General features: G+C 52.1%; 24 protein-coding genes. 18 read left to right on the top strand and 6 right to left on the bottom strand.

The features are described 5' to 3' along the window. Positions 1–19: 19 nt before the first annotated feature. Positions 20–1,231, bottom strand: a complete 1,212-nt coding sequence (locus DPV68_RS03560; RefSeq protein WP_232819478.1) for a multidrug efflux MFS transporter — start codon at positions 1,229–1,231, stop codon at positions 20–22. Between the two features lie 95 nt (positions 1,232–1,326). Beyond that, positions 1,327–1,794, bottom strand: a complete 468-nt coding sequence (locus tag DPV68_RS03565; RefSeq protein ID WP_114165454.1) for a hypothetical protein — start codon at positions 1,792–1,794, stop codon at positions 1,327–1,329. A gap of 172 nt (positions 1,795–1,966) precedes the next feature. Here DPV68_RS03565 and DPV68_RS03570 point away from each other — a divergent pair, with 172 nt between their 5' ends. The 4 genes from DPV68_RS03570 to DPV68_RS03585 all read left to right on the top strand — a co-directional run bounded on the left by DPV68_RS03570 (position 1,967) and on the right by DPV68_RS03585 (position 8,445). Beyond that, positions 1,967–2,245 carry an Fpa/YlaN family protein gene (locus tag DPV68_RS03570; protein ID WP_021067011.1) on the top strand — a complete coding sequence of 93 codons (279 nt, stop codon included), beginning with the start codon at positions 1,967–1,969 and terminating at the stop codon, positions 2,243–2,245. 87 nt (positions 2,246–2,332) lie between these two features. Further along, positions 2,333–3,568, top strand: a complete 1,236-nt coding sequence (locus DPV68_RS03575) for an FtsW/RodA/SpoVE family cell cycle protein (protein WP_114165455.1) — start codon at positions 2,333–2,335, stop codon at positions 3,566–3,568. Positions 3,569–3,599: 31 nt separating this feature from the next. Further along, entirely contained in the window at positions 3,600–7,037 is a 3,438-nt protein-coding gene (locus DPV68_RS03580) for a pyruvate carboxylase (protein WP_114165456.1), read from the top strand. A 52-nt stretch (positions 7,038–7,089) separates the two neighbouring features. Continuing rightward, positions 7,090–8,445, top strand: coding sequence for a cryptochrome/photolyase family protein (locus DPV68_RS03585; RefSeq protein ID WP_114165457.1), 1,356 nt, complete (start codon positions 7,090–7,092; stop codon positions 8,443–8,445). A 51-nt stretch (positions 8,446–8,496) separates the two neighbouring features. Here DPV68_RS03585 and DPV68_RS03590 read toward each other — a convergent pair whose 3' ends face one another. Further along, entirely contained in the window at positions 8,497–9,399 is a 903-nt protein-coding gene (locus tag DPV68_RS03590) for a COX15/CtaA family protein (RefSeq protein WP_114165458.1), read from the bottom strand. 331 nt (positions 9,400–9,730) lie between these two features. Between DPV68_RS03590 and cyoE the strand changes: the two genes are divergently transcribed. From cyoE to DPV68_RS03635, 9 genes are all read left to right on the top strand, one after another. Then, positions 9,731–10,651 carry a heme o synthase gene (gene cyoE / locus DPV68_RS03595; protein ID WP_034777042.1) on the top strand — a complete coding sequence of 307 codons (921 nt, stop codon included), beginning with the start codon at positions 9,731–9,733 and terminating at the stop codon, positions 10,649–10,651. Between the two features lie 60 nt (positions 10,652–10,711). After that, positions 10,712–11,728 (top strand): cytochrome c oxidase subunit II, encoded by a 1,017-nt coding sequence (gene coxB / locus DPV68_RS03600; RefSeq protein WP_232819479.1) that lies wholly within the window; start codon positions 10,712–10,714, stop codon positions 11,726–11,728. A 38-nt stretch (positions 11,729–11,766) separates the two neighbouring features. After that, positions 11,767–13,635, top strand: coding sequence for a cytochrome c oxidase subunit I (ctaD, locus tag DPV68_RS03605; protein ID WP_114165459.1), 1,869 nt, complete (start codon positions 11,767–11,769; stop codon positions 13,633–13,635). After that, the gene (locus tag DPV68_RS03610; protein WP_071399539.1) at positions 13,636–14,262 is read left to right on the top strand and encodes a cytochrome (ubi)quinol oxidase subunit III; all 627 of its coding nucleotides are present in this window, start codon (positions 13,636–13,638) and stop codon (positions 14,260–14,262) included. A 1-nt stretch (position 14,263) separates the two neighbouring features. Next, positions 14,264–14,593: a cytochrome C oxidase subunit IV family protein gene (locus DPV68_RS03615; protein ID WP_114165460.1), complete on the top strand. Its 330-nt coding sequence runs from the start codon at positions 14,264–14,266 to the stop codon at positions 14,591–14,593. A gap of 134 nt (positions 14,594–14,727) precedes the next feature. Next, positions 14,728–15,651, top strand: a complete 924-nt coding sequence (locus DPV68_RS03620) for a cytochrome c oxidase assembly protein (protein ID WP_114165461.1) — start codon at positions 14,728–14,730, stop codon at positions 15,649–15,651. 23 nt (positions 15,652–15,674) lie between these two features. Continuing rightward, on the top strand, positions 15,675–16,136 hold the full coding sequence (locus DPV68_RS03625; RefSeq protein WP_114165462.1) for a DUF420 domain-containing protein: 462 nt from the start codon (positions 15,675–15,677) through the stop codon (positions 16,134–16,136). 18 nt (positions 16,137–16,154) lie between these two features. Further along, positions 16,155–16,769 carry an SCO family protein gene (locus DPV68_RS03630; protein ID WP_114165463.1) on the top strand — a complete coding sequence of 205 codons (615 nt, stop codon included), beginning with the start codon at positions 16,155–16,157 and terminating at the stop codon, positions 16,767–16,769. Between the two features lie 5 nt (positions 16,770–16,774). Continuing rightward, positions 16,775–17,047, top strand: coding sequence for a hypothetical protein (locus DPV68_RS03635; protein WP_114165464.1), 273 nt, complete (start codon positions 16,775–16,777; stop codon positions 17,045–17,047). A 144-nt stretch (positions 17,048–17,191) separates the two neighbouring features. On the opposite strand, the gene DPV68_RS03640 is transcribed toward DPV68_RS03635, so the two are convergent. Both DPV68_RS03640 and DPV68_RS03645 read right to left on the bottom strand, forming a co-directional pair. Then, the gene (locus DPV68_RS03640) at positions 17,192–17,554 is read right to left on the bottom strand and encodes a YugN family protein (protein ID WP_114165465.1); all 363 of its coding nucleotides are present in this window, start codon (positions 17,552–17,554) and stop codon (positions 17,192–17,194) included. A 103-nt stretch (positions 17,555–17,657) separates the two neighbouring features. Then, positions 17,658–18,413 carry an ATP-grasp domain-containing protein gene (locus DPV68_RS03645; protein WP_114165466.1) on the bottom strand — a complete coding sequence of 252 codons (756 nt, stop codon included), beginning with the start codon at positions 18,411–18,413 and terminating at the stop codon, positions 17,658–17,660. A 109-nt stretch (positions 18,414–18,522) separates the two neighbouring features. Here DPV68_RS03645 and DPV68_RS03650 point away from each other — a divergent pair, with 109 nt between their 5' ends. The 5 genes from DPV68_RS03650 to DPV68_RS03670 are packed head-to-tail and all read left to right on the top strand — an operon-like array spanning position 18,523 to position 21,349. Continuing rightward, positions 18,523–18,990 carry a YlbF/YmcA family competence regulator gene (locus DPV68_RS03650; protein ID WP_232819480.1) on the top strand — a complete coding sequence of 156 codons (468 nt, stop codon included), beginning with the start codon at positions 18,523–18,525 and terminating at the stop codon, positions 18,988–18,990. Beyond that, a complete protein-coding gene (locus DPV68_RS03655; RefSeq protein ID WP_021067029.1) occupies positions 18,974–19,237 on the top strand; it encodes a DUF2129 domain-containing protein in 264 nt (87 codons plus the stop codon). The genes DPV68_RS03650 and DPV68_RS03655 overlap by 17 nt, the downstream gene beginning before the upstream one ends. A gap of 54 nt (positions 19,238–19,291) precedes the next feature. Continuing rightward, positions 19,292–19,858 (top strand): 16S rRNA (guanine(966)-N(2))-methyltransferase RsmD, encoded by a 567-nt coding sequence (gene rsmD, locus DPV68_RS03660; RefSeq protein WP_114165467.1) that lies wholly within the window; start codon positions 19,292–19,294, stop codon positions 19,856–19,858. Positions 19,859–19,862: 4 nt separating this feature from the next. Then, on the top strand, positions 19,863–20,360 hold the full coding sequence (coaD, locus tag DPV68_RS03665) for a pantetheine-phosphate adenylyltransferase (RefSeq protein ID WP_034777061.1): 498 nt from the start codon (positions 19,863–19,865) through the stop codon (positions 20,358–20,360). After that, positions 20,357–21,349: a SepM family pheromone-processing serine protease gene (locus DPV68_RS03670; RefSeq protein WP_114165468.1), complete on the top strand. Its 993-nt coding sequence runs from the start codon at positions 20,357–20,359 to the stop codon at positions 21,347–21,349. The genes coaD and DPV68_RS03670 overlap by 4 nt, the downstream gene beginning before the upstream one ends. Here the strand turns inward: DPV68_RS03670 and DPV68_RS03675 are convergent. Beyond that, positions 21,328–22,458: a tRNA(Met) cytidine acetate ligase gene (locus tag DPV68_RS03675; protein WP_198662235.1), complete on the bottom strand. Its 1,131-nt coding sequence runs from the start codon at positions 22,456–22,458 to the stop codon at positions 21,328–21,330. The genes DPV68_RS03670 and DPV68_RS03675 overlap by 22 nt on opposite strands. Between the last annotated feature and the right edge of the window lie 51 nt (positions 22,459–22,509).

A 22,509-nucleotide genomic window follows, 5' to 3' on the forward strand; every position in this document is an offset into this window, starting at 1 on the left:
CGAGCAAGCCGCTCGGCGTTTATTTTGTGTTCGGATGAAGTGCGACTTGTACGTTCGATTTTTCCAGGAAGGCGTTCGTCAGCATGATCAGACCGGTCACGATAAACAGTGCAGAGAAGCCGAAATAGGCGACGACTTGCGAACCGAATAACGGTCCGAGCAAATTCCCCATGAATTGGGCCGACTGATTGTAAGAGAAGATGCGACCGGCCGCGCGGCTCGGTGTATGTTGCCGGAGGAGCGACTGCACCGAGGGCATGAGCGCCGCGGTGGCGAAACCGAGGCCGAATCGTAGTACGACGAGTTGTGTCGTCGACGTCACGAACGCCTGCGGAATCAAGAAGGCACTATAAATGATGAGCGCCCAGAACAGGATACGTTCGGCCCCGTACCGGTCGGAGAGCCGTCCAAGACGCTGGGCGGAAATGAGCGCGGCCACACCCGGTGCCGAGGCGACGATGCCTGCGATAAAGGCGAGCGACGTCGTATACGGGTTTAATTCACGGACGTACAGTGTTAAGAGCGGGCCAATCGATTGGGCCGAGAACGTGATTAAGAACGTCGTCAAAAACAGGCTGAAGATGAGTTGCGGGTGACGGAGCGAGGCGATGATCGATCTCGTCGAATCAAGCCGCTCGCGCGCCACCGGGACGAAGTCCTCTTTGACGAACACGAGTGTGATGAGAAACGTGATGAACAAGGCGCTGCCGGTCAAGAGAAAAACGGGTCGAAGCCCAATCAGGTCTGCAAGGAGTCCGCCGATCAAGGGACCGAGGAGTCCGCCGGTGATCCCACCGGTCGACAAGGTACCGAGCGCCCAGCCACTTTTCTCTTTTGGCGTTTGTGAAGCGACGAGGGTGATTCCCGCCGAGATGAATCCGGAGACGGCGCCCATGAGGAGCCGAAGTCCGACGAGCTGATACACATCTTGAACGAAGCTGATGAGCGTCATCACGACGGCCATGCCGAGACTGGCCCGAATGAGCATCAGTTTGCGCCCTTTTTGGTCGGCGAGCCGTCCCCAAAGTGGGGAGACGATGGCGGCCACGAGGAACGTGGCGCCGAAAGCGACAGCTGACCAAGTGACGACGTGATCGGGATTCGTGACCCCGAGCTCTTCGATGAACAAGGGGAGGAACGGCAAGACGAGGCTCATCGAGGCCGCCGTCAAAAAGCTACCGATCCAGACGATGATTAAATTTTTCTTCCATAAGGGGTACGTAAGCGTCACGACCTTTCAAGCTTGAAGTTTTTCCATAACCTATATGTTACACTTTGTGAAGTAAAAAGTCCAAAAAAAAGGAGAAGGCACAATGGCCTTCTCAATCATGCTTCTGTCCGCACCGCGATATGATGAACGCTGCGCAGAACTTGCTGATTATGCAAGACGTATACTGGCCCGTCCGCGAGCACTTTTCCGTCTTTCGAGAACTGAAGATAGACGGTGCGCGCTTCATCAATCGGTAGTGTAAGCACCGATTCTCCATAAAAGCTAACGTGTGTCGCCGTAGCGATCGGTTCAGCGTTTTGCAGAAACGGGGCGAACGGCATCGCGAACGAGTCGCGCAGCGCCGCATCTTTATCGGCCCGAGTCATCGGTTTATTGTGGTCGACACGTGTCCCTTGCGTCAAGCCGTCGTCCCATGCCTTCCCCATTTTGGCATAATATGCTTCATTATCATTCTCGACAGTGCGGTCGAGCTCTTCGACGTTCCGCTTGCGGTCGTCAAAAATCCATACGGTCGGGTCGATCGTCAACGCGTGACGAACCGCTCCGTCTAGTGGAAAAATCATTGATACGCCCCCTTTATTCACGATACACTGTACATTATACAGCTCTTCCGGGGAAAAAGGGAAACTGCGAGAAACTCGTAGTGAATCCAGACTGTTCGTTGAATTATGATGAAATATAATGTACAGTTGAGTTATGACAAACAGTCTGTCATTGTACGGAGGAGGGGTCGTAGTGGCGACAAATTTGGCTGCAGTCCAACGGGAGCAAGCGCTTCAACTATTAGAGGCAGACGCTGAAAAAATCCGTTGTTTGATTGAAGTGCAGTTAGAAAACCTAAAAATGCCGAAGTGCCCGCTTTATGAAGAGGTGCTTGATACACATATGTTCGGTCTATCACGCCAAATTGATTTTGCGGTCCGTCTTGGACTCATTTCAGACATTGAAGGTAAAGGACTGCTCGATTCATTGGAACAAAAGCTGTCCGCCCTCGCGGAAGCTTCAGATTTATGAACCTTATACTCAAACTGTGCAAGCGGCGCTGTTTGAGTATTTTTTTATAATAGGTCAAGGATTGTTGTACATAAGGAAGTGAAAAACATGAAAACTCGGTTTCGGTACTTTGATTTCTCATTGTTCATTGCCGTGCTCATGCTCGTCGGAATCAGCTCGATCATGATTTACAGTGCGAGCGTATGGAATCGCGGCGATTACGCGAACAGCAGCTTGTTTTATCGTCAACTGTTCTATGCGGGATTTGGGATTGTCGTCTATTTGATTGCATCGATGTTTCGGTATGAAAATTTCCGCAAAAAGAACGTGTTGCGAAGCCTATATGCGTTCTCGGTCATTCTCTTGTTTATTACGTGGGCGATGCCACCGCTCAACGGGGCACGGGCTTGGCTCATTATCGGAGGTTTTACGATCCAACCAATCGAAATTGCTAAATTTGTGTTAATTTTATTGCTTGCTAATTATTATCATGAGTTATGGAACCGTGAGCTGACGGGATGGCCGGGCCGAGTTGCGCGCGCGGCGATTGACAAGAAAAAAATTCGCGCCCAAATCGGTTCTTTTTTCATCATTCCGGGCTTGTTTTATTTTTTCCCGTTCGCGATTGCGATTTATGGTCAGCCGGACATGGGCGGACTGTTCGTTCTTGGTGCCATCATGTTCATGATTTGGCTTGCTGCCGGAGCCCCGCTACGGATTATCATTCCTGCTGTCATGGGCGGCCTCGGATTAGTTTATGTCATGTATTCGACGATTTTCTCCGAAAACCAACAAAGCCGGATTCAAGTCGTCTTCAATCCGTTCATGGATCCTGAAGGCTATGGCCATCAATTGCTCATGTCGATCATCTCGATTGTGCATGGTGGCTTGACCGGTGTCGGTCTAGGCAACAGTTATCAGAAGTATGGGTATCTGCCCGAACCAGAGACGGATTACATCATGTCGATCATCGCCGAAGAGCTCGGCTTCGTCGGGGTCGTCGTCGTTCTAGTCTTGCTCTTTTTCATCGCGTTCCGAGCGGTCAATATCGCCAATCATAGCGATACCCACTTCGCGATGTTCGTCGCGTTCGGTATCGCAGCCCAGATCATGGTTCAAACCGGAATCAATATCGGGGCGATGTCCGGTTGGTTCCCGGGGACGGGGGTCACGCTCCCGCTCGTCAGTTACGGGGGGACGTCACTCATCATGACGATGGGCATTCTCGGTGTGCTCAGCAGCATCTCGATGCGAAACCGGCACCGGGAAGCAACGAGACGGGCTGAGATTCGGGAAAAATCTGCCGAGAACGTTCAGAATTCATCATTGCATGTTGTCAGGTAAAAAGGATTGAACTACTTAAATGGGGGGATTTATGTTGAAATCAATTAGCAAATTACTCGTCGCAAACCGTGGAGAGATCGCCATTCGCGTATTCCGTGCCGCTACTGAATTAGGGATGCGAACGGTCGCCGTCTATTCTCAAGAAGACAGCGGCTCGTTACACCGCTTTAAAGCGGATGAGGCATATTTGATCGGTCTCGATAAAAAGCCGATTGACGCCTATCTCGATATCGAGGACGTGATTCGAATCGCGAAACAGTCGGGGGCTGACGCGATTCACCCAGGATACGGATTTTTGTCTGAGAACATCGAACTCGCACGTCGTTGCCGCGAAGAAGGTATCATCTTCGTCGGTCCGAATGAATCGCATCTTCATGCGTTCGGGGATAAAGTTCGGGCCCGTCAAAATGCGATCGCGGCCGGTCTCCCGGTCATTCCAGGGTCGAACGGACCGCTCACGTCTTACGAGGATGCCTTAGAGTTTGCGAACGAGCATGGGTTCCCACTCATGGTCAAAGCCGCGATGGGCGGAGGTGGCCGCGGGATGCGTGTCATCCGTACGGAAGCCGAGATGAAAGATTTGATTGAACGTGCCAAGTCAGAAGCGAAGCAAGCGTTCGGTTCAGACGAAGTGTACATAGAAAAATTAGTGGAACGCCCGAAACACATCGAGGTCCAAATCCTCGGGGATGACCACGGGAACATCATTCACTTGTTCGAACGCGATTGCTCGGTCCAGCGCCGACACCAAAAAGTCGTCGAAGTCGCACCGTGTGTGACGTTGTCGGATGCGTCACGCCAAGCCATCTGTGACGCGGCCGTGAAGCTCATGCGCCACGTCGGCTACATCAACGCCGGTACGGTCGAATTCCTCGTCACGGAAGACGAGTCGTTCTACTTTATTGAAGTCAACCCGCGTATCCAAGTCGAGCATACGATCACCGAGATGGTGACCGGGTTCGATATCGTGCAGACGCAGCTCATGATCGCCCAAGGCGAGTCGCTACATGGCGACGTCATCCATATGCCGAAACAAGAAGATATCAAATTGCTCGGGTATGCGATCCAGTCACGCGTCACGTCAGAAGACCCAGGCAACAACTTTATGCCAGACACGGGCAAAATCATGGCGTATCGTTCACCAGGCGGCTTCGGGGTCCGACTCGACGGCGGGAACGCCTACGTCGGTGCCGAGATCTCGCCGTATTACGACTCGCTACTCGTAAAATTGTCGACGCACGGCATGACGTTCGAACAGGCCGCTTCGAAGATGGTCCGTAACTTGAACGAGTTCCGGATCCGTGGCATCAAGACGAACATTCCGTTCTTGATCAACGTGATGAAGCACCAGAACTTCATCAGCGGTGACTACAACACGTCGTTCATCGACGAGACGCCAGAACTGTTCGTCTTCCCGAAACGGAAAGACCGCGGGACGAAACTTCTCAACTATATCGGCGACGTCACGGTGAACGGATTCCCGGGCGTCGGATTGAAAGATAAGCCGATCAGCCGCTCGGTTCGGATTCCGCATGACCTTCCGGCCGAAGCGAAACCGGGCACGAAACAGATTTTAACGGAGCTCGGCCCGGACGGCCTTGCCGATTGGATCAAACGACAACCTGAACTGTTGTTGACGGATACGACGATGCGTGATGCGCACCAGTCGCTGCTTGCGACACGGATGCGGACACAAGACATCATCAATATCGCCGAACCGACGAGCAAGCTCATGCCGGAGCTATTCTCGGTCGAGGCATGGGGCGGGGCCACGTTCGACGTCGCCTATCGCTTCCTCTCAGAAGACCCGTGGGTTCGTCTCATGCGTCTCCGCGAGAAAATGCCGAACGTCTTGATTCAAATGTTGCTTCGCGGCGCGAACGCGGTCGGGTATAAGAACTATGCCGACAACGTCATCGAGAAGTTCGTCCACGAGGCGGCCTATGCGGGTGTCGATGTGTTCCGGATCTTCGACAGCTTGAACAACCTCGAGTCGATTCAACTCGCGATCGACGCGACGTTACCGACCGGAAAAGTCGCCGAGGCGGCGGTGTGTTATACGGGCGACTTATATGACGGCAACCGTCCGAAGTATCACTTGCCGTATTACGTCGATTTGGCGAAGAAACTCGAAGCGAGCGGGGCCCACATCCTTGCCATCAAGGACATGGCCGGCCTGCTCAAACCGGAGTCGGCGTACGCGCTCGTCTCGGCTTTGAAAGATGCCGTCGACTTGCCGATCCACCTGCACACGCACGACGCTTCCGGCAACGGGATCTTCACGTATGCCCGGGCGACGGATGCAGGTGTCGATATCGTCGACGTGGCCGCGAGCTCGATGTCAGGCATGACGTCACAACCTTCAGGCGGCAGCTTGATTTATGCGCTTGACCACCACGCGCGTCAACCGAAAATCGATGCGAAGCATTACGAGGTCATCAGCGACTACTGGCAAGACGTGCGTCATAACTATGAGCCGTTCGAGAGCGACATGCGTGCTTCAAACCCATCGGTGTATGAGCATGAGATGCCGGGCGGTCAATATTCGAACTTGCAACAACAAGCGAAAGCGGTCGGCTTAGGCGACCGTTGGAGCGAAGTCAAAGCGATGTACGCCCGCGTCAACATGTTGTTCGGCGATATCGTCAAAGTGACGCCGTCGTCTAAAGTCGTCGGGGACATGGCACTGTACATGGTCCAACATAACTTGAGTGAACAAGATGTGGTCGAGCGGGGTCATCAACTCGACTTCCCAGACTCGGTCGTCGAAATGATGCGTGGGGAGCTCGGCACGCCTCCAGGCGGATTCCCGATTGACGTGCAACAAGCCATCTTGAAAGGTGAGAAACCGCTCGATGTACGTCCGGGTAAACTGATTGAACCGTATGATTTCAAGGCGGCGCAGACGAAGTTGTTCGAGAAGCTCGAGCGTCCAGTGACGGACTTCGAACTGCTCTCGAACGCGTTGTATCCGAAAGTGTTCGAAGATTACGTGACCCATTCGACAACGTATGGCGATGTATCCGTCCTCGACACGTTGACGTTCTTCTACGGCTTGAACGTCGGGGAGACGATTCAAGTCGAAATCGAGACCGGGAAGACGCTCATCATCAAACTCGTTCAAATCAGTGCGGCGAACGAGGACGGCATCCGTCTCGTCTCGTATGAGATGAACGGGGTACCGCGTGAAATCGAAATCAAGGACGTGAACGTGAAGTCGGCGACGACGAGCCGTCCGAAAGTCGACCGGACGAACCCGAAACAAGTCGGTGCCTCAATGCCGGGATCGGTGTTGAAAGTACTCGTCGAACCGGGCAGCCGTGTCCATCGCGGGGAACAGCTCATCGTCACGGAAGCGATGAAGATGGAGACGACGGTCCAAGCCGCTCAAGACGGTGAGGTCAAAGCGGTCCATATTAAAGAAGGCGACACAATCCAAAGTGACGACTTATTGATTGAGTTTGTATAATGGAAAGAAGCATAGCGCGTCTATGCTTCTTTTTTAGATAGGAGTGGAAGAGATGAGACGAGTCTGTTGGTTTCGATCGGATTTTCGATTGACTGATAATCATATGTTACACCGGGTATTGAAAGATGCTGTTTCAGGCGATGAACTGGAGTTCGTCTTTTGGCTCAATCCAAACTATTGCGAGCCGTTCGAGATGCGGCACGATTACTTTTTCGCGACGATGCGACAGTTCATGGACGAGCTTAGTGCGTATGGGCTTTCACTTCGTGTCATCGTTGCCGACACGGCCGAGCAGTTCGTCGAAGCGCTTGGCGAGCTTGACGCCCTCTATTTCAACGCCGAGTATATCGAACCGTTCAAGCATCGCGATGATGCCGTCATCCAGGCGCTCGGGCAAGATGTAATAATCATTCGCCTGTTGGACCGTCATTTGTTCGCGCCGAACGCGTTCACAAAAAAAGACGGTGAACCGTATAAGGTGTATACGCCATTTAAAAAAGCGGCCTATGCGGTGACGCCGCCCGCGCCATATGAGGTCGACGTGAATGTGTTAAAGCGTCATGTGACGACGGGGCACGATGTCCCATCTGAACTGAAGCGTCAGTTCGACCGGTGCGTGAGGCCGTGGAAAGCGCTCGGGGAAGCAGCCGCAAAACAGCGGTTGAGCGATTTTGTCGCCAACCGAATCGATACCTACGATGAAAACCGTGATATCCCAGCGATCGCCGGCACGAGCCGGCTCTCACCTTATCTTCGGACCGGGGTGCTGTCGATCCGCACCGTGGCGGAAGCGGTACTGTCAGCGCCGAACTCGAGCGGGCGCAACACGTATTATGACGAGTTGTTATGGCGTGAATTTTATTATATGATCATGGTCCAATTCCCGGGACTGAAAGACCGTCCGTTCAATGATAAATATAAGCACTTCGACTGGGAAGACGATGCCGCGAACTTTCAGGCCTGGTGTGAGGGGAAGACGGGGTACCCAATTGTCGACGCGGCGATGCGGCAATTGAACGAGACAGGCTGGATGCACAACCGGCTCCGGATGATTGTCGCCTCGTTCTTATCGAAGCATTTGCTGATCGACTGGCGAAAAGGGGAACGCTATTTCGAACAAAAACTAATCGACTATGAGGCCGCCTCGAATATCGGGGGTTGGCAATGGGCCGCCTCGGTCGGGACGGATGCGGTACCATATTTCCGCATCTTCAATCCGACGACACAGTCCGAGAAGTTTGACAGCGAAGGGGCGTTCATCCGAAAGTACGTCCCTGAACTCGCCGATTTCGACAAAAAAGCGATTCACTTTCCCGACCTGACCGAGCGGGACGGATACGTCGATCCGATTGTCGACCACAAGGAAGCGCGGGCCCGCGCGCTCGAACGATTCAAGGACGCCCAATGAACAGGCATAGAAAAAAGGAGCGATGAATGTCGCTCCTTTTTGTGTGCTCGATTAAACTGATTTTTGTCGAGCGGGCGCGGTCGTCTGCTTCTGACTCCGATACGCATGATATGCCAAATACGAGATAATCCCGAAGTAGCAGGTGATCAAGAACGCGTGGAGGAGCGGCACGTATGTGGCATGTCCCCCGAGGACGATCCACGCCCCCGTACCGACTTGAAGCAAGATGAAGCACAAGGATGCCCACATCCCGGTCTCGACGAGCCGGTTCGTCTCCCGTCGCGCCAAGTACAACACGTATAGCGTATAGAAGACAAGCAGTGCGGCCATGATCCGGTGCCCCATTTGGACGTACGACTCGAACGTCCAGACGTCTTGGCTACAGACCGGCCAGCCGACGCACGCATACGTCGCGCCGAGGTGACGGACGTAAGCACCCGTATAGACGACGACCATCGTATAAATCGTCAAGCCGTAAAGGTGAATCTTCAATCGTTCGGAGACGGCCCGATGGACGCGTTCTCCTTCGAACAAGAGGATTGTCAGAATGAGCAGCGATGCGAACGAGACGAGCGAGATGCCGAAGTGGAGCGCGAGAATCGCGTCCGACTGTTGCCAGATGACGGCCCCGGCGCCGATAATCGATTGGATGAGCATAAAAATGAACGCGAGGAATGCGAACACTTTGACGTCATAACGGTTCTTGACGACCGCGAACGTCCAAACCGTCAACGCGATGATGAGGAGACCCTCGATGCCGGAGACGACACGGTGACTGTACTCGATCATCGTCTCGACGCTCGGGTTCGTCGGAATCAGTTTCCCGTGGCAGAGCGGCCAGTCTGTACCGCACCCGTCGCCGGAGTCGGTCTTCGTCACGGTTCCACCCATGATGAGAACGAGCATCATCCCGAGCGTGACGAGTGCTGAAAATAGTGCGAGTTTTTTATGCATTCGTTTCCACCTGCTTTTGAGAAAAATCACTAGAATTGTGCCTTGTCAGTTTATATTTTTTTCGCCATACTTATTATACGGCTTTACGTCGTAAAAACGAAACGGAAAAGCTTGCAATCGCTATCAAAATCGTTATTCTAGTATTAGCGTAGCGTTTTTGCTGTGACAATCATCACACGTCTGTCACAAAAAACTAGCTATTTTACAAGCATAAACGACGTATTCTTTTTGAAAATATGGTATCTTTGTTATGAGTTAGGTGAACTTTGTTCATATTGTGTTTTTTCTGTGAAAAGAATACGAGGATTTCGTGATTAGTAGGGGGGTCAGTATGACAAAAGTCAACCCAGGGACAATGGCAGAAGTAGAATATACAGAATCCGCCTCGTTCCGCGACTATGTTGCTCTGGCAAAAATGGGAATCGTCCGCGCCAATCTATTGTTGGTGTTCGCCGGTTTTTTTGTGGCAGCAACATATCAGAGTGATACGCCAGTACTTTATTTGTTTGAAGTTTGGCCACAACTCTTATTAACGATGTTAGGAAGCGCGCTCGTCATCTCCGGGAGTTGTTACCTAAACAACTTCGTGGACCGTGATATCGATTACTTGATGGGACGTACAGACAACCGACCAAGTGTCACCGGGAAAATTTCGGGAGAACGGATTTTGCTCCTTGGATTAACGCAACTCGCGATTGGGACATTGCTCTTATTGATCGTGTCGTATGTGGCAGCAGTCTTCGGTTTAATCGGGGCATTTTTTTATGTCGTTATTTATACGATGTGGCTTAAACGGACGCATACGTTGAACACGGTCGTCGGCAGCATCTCCGGAGCGGTACCGCCGCTAATCGGTTGGGCAGCCATCGATCCCGCGCTTCATATCGATGCGTGGCTCATGTTCCTCGTCATGTTCTTGTGGCAACCGCCACACTTCCTCGCGCTCGCCATGCGCCGTGTCGAGGAGTATCGAGCGGCTGGCATTCCGATGTTACCGGTCGTCAACGGCTTTGCGATCACTAAGCGCCAAATCATTTGGTGGATCGCGACACTCATTCCAGCGTCGCTTTTGTTCTTGCATTACGGTTTGATTTACGTGATCGTCGCGGCCGGTCTTGGGGGCTACTGGTTATATCTCGGCTTGAAAGGTTTCAAGGCCGAAGATGAGATCAAGTGGGCAAACAAAATGTTCTTTTATTCATTGATTTATTTAGTCGTGTGGATTGTCACGCTGGTATTGACGGCACTTTGATAGTCGCACTCACTATAAAGAAACCATTGCACATCATTTTGGGAGAAAGTGGGGATTGTTGTGAAATCATTTAAGAAGTTTCTGTTTGGCATCGTCCCGATGATGATGTTCGCACTACTGTTATCAGGGTGCGGCGTAGAGGGATTGTCTGCATTGAAGCCGATGGGAGAGGGAGCTGAGATTCAGCTTCGCATCATTCTCATCAGTTTGGCAATCATGCTCTTTGTACTTGTCATCGTAACGATTATTTACGTGTACGTACTCATGAAATTCCGTCGGAAAGATGAATCGATTCCGAAGCAAGTCGAAGGAAGCAGCACGCTCGAGATGATTTGGACAGTCGTGCCGATCATCTTGCTCATCATTCTCGCTGTTCCGACGATCACGACGACAGTCGAACTTGCGAAAGCGAAAGAAGCGAAAAAAGAAGAAGAAATCAATGTCACGGCCAACCTTTACTGGTGGGAATTTGAATATCCGAACGCAGGCGTGGTCACGGGTCAAGAACTCGTCATCCCGGTCGGTAAGCGTGTCGGCATCAACTTGACATCGAAAGACGTCATTCACTCGTTCTGGGTACCGGCCTTGTCAGGTAAGACGGACACGAACCCAGGCCTTGATAACGAGATGTGGTTGCATGCAAATGAACCAGGTACGTTCTACGGGAAATGTGCCGAGCTTTGCGGACCTTCACACGCACTCATGGACTTCAAAGTCATCGCACTCGAGCAAGAAGAGTACGACCAGTGGCTAGAAGACATGAAAGCACAGCAAGACGCGAACACAGAAAACCTCGTTGCAGATAACCAAAACTTGACGACAGGTGAGGCCGTGTACGTCGAGAGCTGCTTGAGCTGTCACGGTGGCGGGAAAGTCGCGCCGAGCTTGACGAACTTTGGTGATCGCGAATGGTTGGCGGGTTACCTCGAAAACAACGAAGAGAAGTTGAAAGAATGGATTCGCGACCCACAAGAATTGAAACAAGGCGCGCTCATGCCTGGCTTCGGTGAAGGCCAAATCAGTGATGAAGAGTTAGATGCACTCGTTGACTTCTTGTACGATCAGAAGATTGACTAACGGGAAAAGGGGGATTTCACGTGGCACAGACCACTGCTATGCAGCAACCGCGTAAATACAATGGCATCATGGATTGGGTTACGACGGTTGACCACAAAAAAATCGGTATTTTGTATTTGTTCTCAGGAATCTTCTTCCTCCTTCTCGGTGGAATTGAAGCGTTACTTATTCGGTGGCAACTCGTTCGCCCGATGAACGACTTCGTCAGCGGCGAAACGTTCAACCAATTGATCACGATGCACGGGACGACGATGATCTTCCTAGCGGCCATGCCGATGCTCTTCGGATTCATGAACGCCGTCGTACCGCTTCAAATCGGGGCACGCGACGTCGCGTTCCCGTTCATTAACTCACTCGGATTTTGGTTGTTCTTCTTCGGTGGTCTCATGTTGAACCTTAGCTGGTTCTTCGGCGCCGCACCGAACGCAGGGTGGACGGCTTACGCGCCGCTCTCGACACAACCGGAAGCATCAGGGGTCGATTTCTATGCCCTCGGTCTTCAAATCTCAGGTTTCGGTTCACTCATGGCCGGGATTAACTTCCTCGTCACGATCTTGAACATGCGTGCACCAGGCATGAAACTCATGCGGATGCCGCTCTTCACGTGGACGACGTTCGTCGCTTCGGCGTTGATCGTCTTCGCGTTCCCGCCGCTCACAGTCGGCTTGTTCATGTTGATGTTCGAGCGCTTGTTCGGTGCCGTCTACTTTGATCCGGCAGCCGGCGGTAATGTCGTCATCTGGGAACACCTTTTCTGGATTTTCGGACACCCGGAAGTATATATTTTGATCCTCCCGGCGTTCGGTATTTTCTCGGAAATTATTCCGACATTCGCTCGTAAACGTCTGTTCGGTTACACAACGATGGTCTTCGCAACGATGCTCATCGGTTTCCTTGGATTCATGGTTTGGGTCCACCACATGTTCACGGTCGGTCTCGGACCGGTCGCCAACTCGATCTTCGCTGTCGCGACAATGGCCATCGCCGTGCCGACAGGAGTCAAGATCTTCAACTGGCTGTTCACGCTATGGGGCGGACAAATCAAGTTCAACGTCGCGATGCTCTACTCGGTCGCATTCATTCCATCGTTCCTCGTCGGGGGGATGACAGGGGTCATGCTTTCGGTCGCACCGGCCGACTATCAGTATCACGATAGTTACTTCGTTGTCGCTCATTTCCACTACGTTATCGTAGGTGGGGTTGTCTATGGTCTATTCGCAGGACTTTACTACTGGTTCCCACTCATGTTCGGCAAAGCGCTCTCTGAGAAGCTTGGCTACTGGCAGTTCTGGTTGTTCTTCATCGGGTTCCACTTGACGTTCTTCCCGCAACACTTCCTCGGATTGTTCGGGATGCCACGCCGCGTCTTCACATACCTTCCGAACCAAGGGTTTGAGACGATGAACTTACTGTCGACGATCGGTGCCTTCTTTATGGGTGTGTCGACAATCATCTTGCTCGTCGCTGTCGTCAAGGCATTCTTGTCGAAACAACGCGTCAAGCCAGACCATTGGGAAGATGGACGTACACTCGAGTGGACGCTTCCTGTACCGACACCAGAATACAACTTTGCACAAACACCGCTCGTCAAAGGTCTCGATACGTTCTGGCTCGAAAAAATGGCGGGCAACAAACGGGTCTCTGTAGCTGAACCAGTCGCAGACATCCACATGCCGAACAACTCGCTCATTCCGTTCTTCATGTCACTCGGTCTTTTCATCGCCGGGCTTGGAGCGATCTTCCAAATGGATAACACGGTTGTCGGTTGGTCACTCATCGTGATTGGATTACTCATCACATTCGTGTCGATGTTCCTCCGTTCATGGATCGACGACCACGGTTTCTACATTCCAAAATCACAGATTGAAGCGGATTTGAAAGCGATTCGTGAGAAAGGAGACCAATAAATGGCACATGCAGTCGAAAAACACCCGGTGACCGGTATTCCGGCCAATCCAGAGAAAGCCACGCTGGAAGGGAAAAATAAATATGTGGCCTTCTGGTTCTTCCTCGGTGGAGAGACTGTTCTCTTCGCCTCGCTATTCGGAACGTACGTTGGTCTACTGAACTCTGGTGCGCCAGAGGAACTTCGTTCGTACAATATCTTTGAGATGGGGCTCGTCTTCTTGATGACGATGCTCCTCCTCACAAGTTCGCTCACAAGTGTTCTCGCCATGATGAACATGAAAGCGAACAACCCAGGCCGTATGAAGTTTTGGTTGATCGTCACGCTGCTTCTCGGGGCAGGTTTCCTTGGAGCAGAGATTTATGAGTTCATCCACTACTACCACATCGGTCACACGTTCACATCGAGCGCGTTCGGATCGGCGTTCTACACGCTCGTCGGATTCCACGGCGCGCACGTCACATTCGGTCTCCTTTGGATCACGACGCTGTTGATTCGCAACTGGAACCGTCCGATCGATGTGTACAATGCACCGAAGTTCTATGTGTCGAGCCTGTACTGGCACTTTATCGACGTCGTATGGGTTTTCATCTTCTCAATCGTCTACCTCTTAGGGATGGTGAGCTAACATGGAAAAACAACCAATGAACGAATCGCACAAGCAGTTAGAACTCGAAGTAAAAGCTGAATCGCGACGCGAGTATCAACTTCAGTTGATTAGCTTCGCGATGATGATCTTGCTCACATTCATCGCGTTTGGAGCTGTATACGCTGACCTTATGCCGGTGTGGGCGGCAGGTGGCTTCTTGATCATCCTTGCCATCATTCAAGTGTTCTTGCAGCTCTACATTTTCATGCATATGAACAACCGAGGCAACACGTGGATCGTCGGAATGATGTGGCTTGGCATCTTCGTCGCCATCATCACGGTCGCGGCCCTTCGTTTGCTCATTTGGTAAATGTGACAAAGGATTGAACATCTGTGGAAACATAGATGATTCAGTCCTTTTTGCTTTACTTCAAAAATAAAGGAATAGTAATCTTGAAGTGAACGGTTTCATCGGTTTGGGAGAGAAAGAAAAGGGGTGAAGGGATGCTCTGGAACACATCAGAGCTACTCACACAGTTCGATTGGACGACGCTTTGGAGTCCATGGTTCGGATTGTTGATGGTAGGGTTGTACGTCCTCTATGCGGTCGTCACAGAGAAGATGGCGAAGCGAGGATACGAGTCGACCACGTTGCTGCAAAAGTTTAGCATGTTATCCGCCATTTTATTGTATTACATCGGTTTCGGCAGTCCGGTCGATGTGCTCGCGCACATCATTTTCTCGGTGCATATGTTACAGATGGTGCTCGTCTATGTGCTCGCACCGGCGCTCGTCGTGTACGGGATGCCGTATTGGGTGTTTGAAAAATTATTTAGCTATAAGGTGATTGGGCCGACGCTCAAATTTATGACAAAACCTTTGATTGCACTCGTTTTGTTCAATGCACTATTCACGTTCTACCATATGCCGTTCATCTTTGATTATGTGTTGACGAATTATGGTGTGCATAAAGTGTTCCACGGCGCTCTCGTCGTCTTCAGTTTGACGATGTGGTATCCGGTCATCGCACCGTTCCTCTCGGATGAAGAGGAAGGCATGTCTGATTTGAAGCGGATGGTGTATATTATTGCGAATGGTGTGCTCTTGACGCCGGCATGTGCGTTCATCATCTTCAGCCAAGGCATCTTGTATGACGCCTATACGGACGCGGAGACGTTCGCGACAGTGCTCGGGTACTGTATGCCGAACGGAGATGTATCCGGCCTTGATTTGAACGCGCTCATGGCTGCGACGAACAGCGCCCTTGAAGACCAACGTTTCGGCGGGGTGTTGATGAAGCTCGGTCAAGAAGTCGTCTATGGTTTCTTCTTCGGTTGGACGTTCTTCGGCTGGGTACGCCGGACAAAATCGCTTGCACTTGATGAAGGCATGTCGTTCACACCGCATGAACCAAAAGAGAAAAATTGAATGAAGTCAAAGGGGAAACTACGATGAACTATCTTGCCTTGATCAGCGTGACATTCATTGTCATCAGTGCTGTTTTAGTCGCGATCGGATGGACGATTATCGCACGTGATCGCCGCAACGTCGACAAACATAAAAAAGTCATGACGGCCGCCGCGATTGCCGCGACAACATTCTTCATCCTTTACGTATCGCGCACAATCTTTGTCGGAAATACTGCCTTTGGAGGCCCAGATTCAGTGAAGCCATACTATTTGGCGTTCATGATCTTCCATATCTTGCTTGCGACGACAGGCGGGGTCCTCGGCTTGATTACGCTTTACCTCGGCTATAAGAATAAAGTCGAGAAACACCGGAAAATCGGCCCGAAAGCTTCGGTCGTCTGGTTCTTCACGGCAATTACAGGTGTAATGGTATATGTCCTCCTGTACGTCGCCTATGACCCAGGTGAGACGACGAACGTCTTCCGTGCCATTATCGGCGGGTGAATCGAGAGGGGGGAAAGGATGAAACGGAATAGCTATATGACGGTCGGATTGACGGTCGCCATGTTGGTGGCGATTGGCGTGGCCTCGTACTTCTTTTTCTTTAAAGAAGAGGACTTGCCCGTCATCCAAGAACCGACCCCGTTCACGTTGACGAACGCACTCGACGGTCAGTCATACGATTCGGATAACGGCAAAGTCAAAATTGTCACGTTCTTCTATACGAATTGTCCGGACATCTGCCCGCTCACGTTGCGTGACTTCATGAAGCTCGAGCAAGAGCTGAAGGCGAACGGTCTATACGGGACGGACGTTGAGCTCGTTGCCATCACGGTCGACCCTGAAGTCGACACCGTTCCGGTTCTTGAGAACTATGGGGCGGCGTTCCAAGCCGAACCGACGGGCTGGAAGATGTTGACCGGAGACAAGGCCGATATCGACCGCATCACACGTCAGCTTCAGTTCTATTATTCGAAAGCGAACAGCGGCCTCGTCACACATGCGACGACGATGTACATCATCGACCGCGAGCATGATGTCCGCGCGGTCGCCCAGATGGCGACGGCAGGAGAGAAACCAGTCGACATCGAAACCATTATGGATGACGTGTTAGTACTCGCGGCAGAAAAGGAGTGAAGAAGATGAATGATACGATGGCTGTCATCGGCAATGATTATTCTTACGGGGATGTGACGATTGCCGAACGGGCGATCGAGAATTTGATTGCCTGCAGCGCGATTGAATTCGGATTGCGTGAAGTAAAAATCGTGTCTCTATCGAAAGCGCGATACGATTATCAAATCATTGCACCCGTCTCGCTCGTCGAGGCTGAACGCTTATATCGCTATGTACGCGACCAGTTCGACTTGTTGCTCGGACAAGTCGATGTAACGCTTAACGTCATCGGAGTATAAAAATGGAGAACCTCGGCCAGGTTCTCCATTTTTGTTGAGCGGGCACAAGAAAACCCATTTGCTAAGGAAAACAGAGGAGCGTCATCCCAAACGGGACGACGCTCCTCTGTCCAAAATCAGTTGAAGTTTTTCAGTGCCCTCTGCTTATGCAAGGGGTTTTACTTCAAGTGTCTCAGCAAGTGCGGCTAGACGACGCTCGCAATCACGGACGATTTCTTGCGGGAACTCTTCGTCATACTCGACGCCGTGCGGGTAGTAATGTTTTCCGAGAATCGGTGTCAACATTTTAACGACCGCATGACGGTCCTCGATTTGGCCTTCGATCGCATATACCGGTAAGCGAAGGTAGAACGTTTCGCCTGTCGATTGCTTCTCGTACTTCATGTCATACGTTGCACGCTCATAGTCCCAAGCGCCTTCACGGATGAAATGATGATGATCCATGATCGTCTCGAGCAAACCGAAGCGGATCTCTTTTCCCTCGATGTGGAACTGCTCAAATTTCATCATAATCCCCCTTTTCCCTAATAAACCTCATATGTCATCATATCATATCCGAAAACGTTCTTGGAATAACGTGTGTTCAAATTGTGAAAAAAAGATGAACGCTTCAAGCGCGGGTGTCAAGGTAATGGGCGATTTTGTCGGGCAGTCTCACCCCGAGCGGCATGAGTCCTTCTGAACCGAAGAAGACATTGAACTCTAAAATATAAAATTCATCTTCCACGACGATGACGTCAAACGCCGCGTGATTGATGTGAAGCGTCTTCGCGATGTCGAGCACTTCCGCGACGACGTTTTCCGGGATATCCTCATATGAGAAGTGGGCGCCTTGGGCGACATTGTTCAAGAACGCCTCGCTGACACGCCAGTAGGAGCCGACGACTTCTTCACCGATGACGATGATCCGCAGGTCGCGGTCGTTCGGGATGTATTGCTGGACGTAGAACGTCTCGTGCTTGTCGACGTACTCGATCCAGTCCTGTTCATGCTTGATGAGCCAAACGCCTTGTCCCATCGATGATTTAGCCGTCTTGGCGACGAAAGGATATTCAAACTCCTCGAGGACACGTTCAATCGTATACGGGTTCTTCCCATAGATGAGTGTCTTCGGGATGCGGTGCGGGAATGTCGCTTTAAAGGCGCGCGTCATCTCGATTTTGTCATGCCCGAGGTGGTAGGTGGCCGGCGACGGGAAAATCGGTTTATTCAGTCCGTAGATAATTGAGTTGACCATCCAATATTCGGGGAACAAGACGAGGTCGGCCGCTCTTACTTTATCGAGCTGGTCGTAATAATATTCAGGTTTCGCATAGTCGGTTTTGATGCCGGCCGAACGAATCATGTTAAAGGAGACTTTTTTCATAGCGAGGTGCACGTGCGCACCTGTTCACTTCCTTTCTGGTTGGACGCTTGACAGTCATGTTCAATTATAAAGCCGATTGCTTACAGAGGGAATCAAATGTGTTAAAATCATGGCAGAAAGGGTGAAAGCCATGATTATTACTGAACAGACGATTGCCCTGCTCGATCAAACGGAATCGTTAGCCGATTTGATCGAAGCGAGCGAGTCGTTCCAAACATATATCGCCACGAAACAAGCGCGAGCCCAATCGGAGGAAGCGCGCCTCGTGGAACGTGAGTTCTTGCGGATGAAAGAAGATTACGAGTACGTACAGCGGTTCGGGAAACATCACCCGGACCACGATCGCATTAAAAAAGAGATGCATCTCGTCAAACGGCGTCTCGATGTCCAGCCAGAAGTGGCCGCATTTAAAAAAGCGGAACGCAGTTTAGATAAACTGCTCGGGGAAGTGAGTGAGCTGTTGGCCTTCTCGGTTTCTCCAAAAATCAAAGTCCCGACCGGAAACCCGTTCTTCGACGAAGGCGGATGTTCAGGCGGAGGAAGTTGTGGAGGCGGAAGCTGTGGATGTGCCATCTGAGACGTTTGAGTTGAATGGTCGAATCGGGTTCGTCGTCTACGTCCAATCATTGAAGCAAGTGAAGGCGTTGCGTCGCTATGCGAACCTGTATTACGTGTCAAAGCGGGAGAAGTACGCCTTCTTGTATACCGACCTCGATGGACATGAGGCGATTCTCGAACAAGTGAGCGCGTTGCCGTTCGTCGAAGCGGTCGTCCGCAGTGAGCGGCCGTTCGTCGCGGAGACGTACGAATCGAAGCAGAAATAACACAAAAGATGAAGGCGGCACCGCCTTCATCTTTTGTGGTGAAGGAGAACGGAGATGCGAGTGATTTCAGGAGAACGAAAAGGGACCCGACTCAAGGCGGTCCCGGGGTCGGCGACACGACCGACGACAGATAAAGTGAAAGAATCATTATTCAACATCATCGGCCCTTATTTCGCCGGGGGAGATGCGCTTGACCTATACGCCGGGAGCGGTGGGTTAGGGATTGAGGCGTTGTCACGGGGATGTGACCATGCCGTGTTCGTCGACAAGCAACGAAAGGCGATCCAGACGGTCAGAGACAATTTGAAGACGACACACTATGAGTCCAAAGCGACGGTGTTGCAACAAGACGCCCGGTCGGTCCTCGACCAACTCGTCTTAAAAGGACAGCCGTTTAAATTGATTTTTATGGATCCCCCATATCATGCGGAAGAACATGTGCCGTTTTTACACATCATTGAGTCGAACCGACTATTGACGGACAACGGGGTCGTCGTCTGCGAACATGGCAGCGATGTGACGTTACCGCATCAGGTCGGGCAGTTGGAAAAAATCAAGGTGCAGCGCTACTCGGACGTGATCACGATCAGCTTCTATGAGTATGCGGCGACCGAGGAGTGAGAACATGTCAAAACGTATCGCGATTTGCCCGGGGAGCTTTGACCCGATTACGAACGGTCATTTAGATATCATCGAGCGGGCAGCAGCCATCTTCGACGAAGTCATCGTCGCCGTGCTCGAAAATTCGAGCAAGGCACCATTGTTTAATGTAGAAGAGCGTTTGTCGCTCATCCGTGAAGTGACGACCCATTTGCCGAACGTCACCGCCGACGCGTTTGGGGGATTGCTCGTCGAATATGCAGCGAAGCGTGAGGCGGCAACGATCGTCCGTGGGCTGCGGGCCGTCTCTGATTTCGAATATGAACTTCAAATCGCATCCATCAATAAAAAGTTGAATGAGAACGTGGAGACGCTCTTTATGATGACAAACAGCCAATATTCGTTCCTAAGCTCGTCAATCGTGAAAGAAGTCGCCAAATACGGGGCGTCCGTCGCTGAACTCGTCCCTGAACAAGTCGAGCACGCCTTGCGTCAAAAGTATAAAGTGAGCCAAGGGCAATGAAGTCGCTCAAAATCGGCTTCGGGTTGCTCCTGGCCGTCTTGATTTTCTTGTTTGTGCCGCTCCCGTATTACATCACCTACCCGGGGGAAGCAACGACGATTGAAGAATTCATGACGGTCGAAGGCGGGGACAAAGAACCCGGCGAGCTACAGATGGTGACCATCTCGCAACGTCGGGCGACTCCGCTTTGGCTCGTCGGCAGTTGGTTCACGCCGTTCACCGATGCCAGCCCGGCCAGTCGCTATTTATATGATGGGGAAAGTGAGGCGGACTACGAACGCAGACAAGAGCTGTTGATGTCATCGTCGCAACAGGCGGCGATTCAATACGCCTACGAGTTGGCCGATGCCGACGTGACGGTGACATTCGACGGCATGTACGTCTCTGCCCCGATTGCCGGGTCGCTTGCAGCGAACATCTTGAAACCAGGTGACGTCATCACCGCGCTCGATGGCCAATCGTTCGCGTCGCGCCTCGACTTTGTAGAACGCGTCGCATCGTTTGAAGCGGGCGATGAAGTGTCCGTCACGCTCGAGCGGGACGAGCGCGAGCTTGAGGTCGATATGCTCATCCAGCCGCTCGACCGGACCGGCGACCGGGTCGGACTCGGGATTTATGAACCGCTGCCAATCCAGGACGTGCGCACGGACCCGGACGTCTCGTTCGAACTGACGAACGTCGGCGGACCGTCGGCCGGTCTTATGTTCACGCTCGAAATTTTTGATCAGTTGACGCCGGGCGATTTGACAGGTGGGGCTGTGATCGCTGGTACCGGCACGGTCGATGAGAAGGGGAACGTCGGTCCAATCGGCGGAGCGTGGCAAAAGATCGTCGCCGCGGACGAGGCTGGGGCATCCGTGTTCTTCGTGCCGGCCGGGTCGAACTACGACGAGGCGATGGAATCACTCGACCGCCTAGACAGTGACATCAACGTCGTTTCGGTCAAGACGGTCGAGGAAGCCATCGATTATTTGGAGTCAATGAATTGAGGGGTTTGTACGTGTTCGACGAGTGACCGATTTCCGAGAGGAAGGCGATACGCCTCGGTCACTCGAGCCTCGAACGCAAGATCGGGATGGTACTTGCTCATGAGCGGTACGTCTTTTTTTATGCCTTTCAACACATCTTGTCCGATCGCGTTGAACGCGAGCGGGCGGACGTAAGGGACCTCATCGAACCGTTCCGGCAACTCGTCATGTCGCCAATGGAGGAGGACGGAGACGAGGGCCCGTTGAATGGCGGTCCGAGTGTAACGTCTCGTCAATAATCGGCCGAGCGCTTGCTCGAACGTCGGTTCGAGCCCGGCTTGAATCAAGCGCGGCGATAACGAACTGTCGATGCCGACGAGTTGTTCAAGTACGTCTTTCGGGGTAGTCCGCAACTTGTATTGCAAGACGGGCCAATATAAGGACCAATGTGCCATCGTCACGTCCTGAAACAGCGTTCTTGTGGCGTCTGGCACGGCCCGGACCGTACCTGCTTCCAAGTAGTGGGCGCGCACTCCAGTGGCCGACATGACGTCTGAGACGCTCGGGTCATGGTATCCGGCCCCGAGACGACGGATCGTATGGAGCTCAATCGTCTTCGCTGCTTTCGCATAGTGATAGGCGAGAATATTGTTCGGGAGCGTCAAATCAAAGTCGGGATAGAGGGACCCGAACGCCTCGCTCGACGCCTTGGCGGATGAACGTCCATTGTCCAACGCTTCTTTTATAGCTGTCTGATAGGCCGGCGTCGCTTCGATGTTGGCGGCTGCGGCCCGTTTCACGGCCGTGATATCGCCGCTCTCACTCCCGAACGAGAGCGATTGGCATCGCATACGTTCGGCAATGCTGACCGCGGCGCTCGCGAACCGGTCGGCGCGTTGAACCCCGTAACAGGTTGGAAGTTCGATGACGAGGTCGATCGCGCCAGTTTGGACAGCCACTTTCGCGCGGCTCCATTTGTCGAATGCCGCGGGCTCCCCGCGTTGCGTGAACTGGGCACTCATGATTGCGATGACGGCGTCGGCATCGGTTTCAATCCGGGCACGTTCCGCCTGGTGGAGATGTCCGTTATGGAACGGGTTGTACTCAGCGATGATGGCCGTTTTTCGCATAAAATTACTCCTTTGCATTGTCGATTGGATTGGTGTAAGATGGATAAGTAC

The organism is Exiguobacterium sp. TNDT2 (assembly GCF_003331145.1).
Classification (GTDB): Bacteria; Bacillota; Bacilli; order Exiguobacteriales; family Exiguobacteriaceae; genus Exiguobacterium.

Excerpts from the sequence above, each read along its gene's own strand:
- DPV68_RS03645 (WP_114165466.1), bottom strand. The coding sequence starts at position 18,413 with ATGAAAAAAGTCTCCTTTAACATGATTCGTTCGGCCGGCATCAAAACC.
- DPV68_RS03620 (WP_114165461.1), top strand. The coding sequence starts at position 14,728 with ATGCTCTGGAACACATCAGAGCTACTCACACAGTTCGATTGGACGACG.
- rsmD (WP_114165467.1), top strand. The coding sequence starts at position 19,292 with ATGCGAGTGATTTCAGGAGAACGAAAAGGGACCCGACTCAAGGCGGTC.
- DPV68_RS03585 (WP_114165457.1), top strand. The coding sequence starts at position 7,090 with ATGAGACGAGTCTGTTGGTTTCGATCGGATTTTCGATTGACTGATAAT.
- DPV68_RS03615 (WP_114165460.1), top strand. The coding sequence starts at position 14,264 with ATGGAAAAACAACCAATGAACGAATCGCACAAGCAGTTAGAACTCGAA.
- DPV68_RS03670 (WP_114165468.1), top strand. The coding sequence starts at position 20,357 with ATGAAGTCGCTCAAAATCGGCTTCGGGTTGCTCCTGGCCGTCTTGATT.
- DPV68_RS03580 (WP_114165456.1), top strand. The coding sequence starts at position 3,600 with ATGTTGAAATCAATTAGCAAATTACTCGTCGCAAACCGTGGAGAGATC.
- DPV68_RS03565 (WP_114165454.1), bottom strand. The coding sequence starts at position 1,794 with ATGATTTTTCCACTAGACGGAGCGGTTCGTCACGCGTTGACGATCGAC.
- DPV68_RS03635 (WP_114165464.1), top strand. The coding sequence starts at position 16,775 with ATGAATGATACGATGGCTGTCATCGGCAATGATTATTCTTACGGGGAT.
- DPV68_RS03640 (WP_114165465.1), bottom strand. The coding sequence starts at position 17,554 with ATGAAATTTGAGCAGTTCCACATCGAGGGAAAAGAGATCCGCTTCGGT.
- cyoE (WP_034777042.1), top strand. The coding sequence starts at position 9,731 with ATGACAAAAGTCAACCCAGGGACAATGGCAGAAGTAGAATATACAGAA.
- coaD (WP_034777061.1), top strand. The coding sequence starts at position 19,863 with ATGTCAAAACGTATCGCGATTTGCCCGGGGAGCTTTGACCCGATTACG.
- DPV68_RS03675 (WP_198662235.1), bottom strand. The coding sequence starts at position 22,458 with ATGCGAAAAACGGCCATCATCGCTGAGTACAACCCGTTCCATAACGGA.
- DPV68_RS03650 (WP_232819480.1), top strand. The coding sequence starts at position 18,523 with ATGGCAGAAAGGGTGAAAGCCATGATTATTACTGAACAGACGATTGCC.
- DPV68_RS03610 (WP_071399539.1), top strand. The coding sequence starts at position 13,636 with ATGGCACATGCAGTCGAAAAACACCCGGTGACCGGTATTCCGGCCAAT.
- DPV68_RS03575 (WP_114165455.1), top strand. The coding sequence starts at position 2,333 with ATGAAAACTCGGTTTCGGTACTTTGATTTCTCATTGTTCATTGCCGTG.
- DPV68_RS03630 (WP_114165463.1), top strand. The coding sequence starts at position 16,155 with ATGAAACGGAATAGCTATATGACGGTCGGATTGACGGTCGCCATGTTG.
- ctaD (WP_114165459.1), top strand. The coding sequence starts at position 11,767 with ATGCAGCAACCGCGTAAATACAATGGCATCATGGATTGGGTTACGACG.
- DPV68_RS03625 (WP_114165462.1), top strand. The coding sequence starts at position 15,675 with ATGAACTATCTTGCCTTGATCAGCGTGACATTCATTGTCATCAGTGCT.
- DPV68_RS03590 (WP_114165458.1), bottom strand. The coding sequence starts at position 9,399 with ATGCATAAAAAACTCGCACTATTTTCAGCACTCGTCACGCTCGGGATG.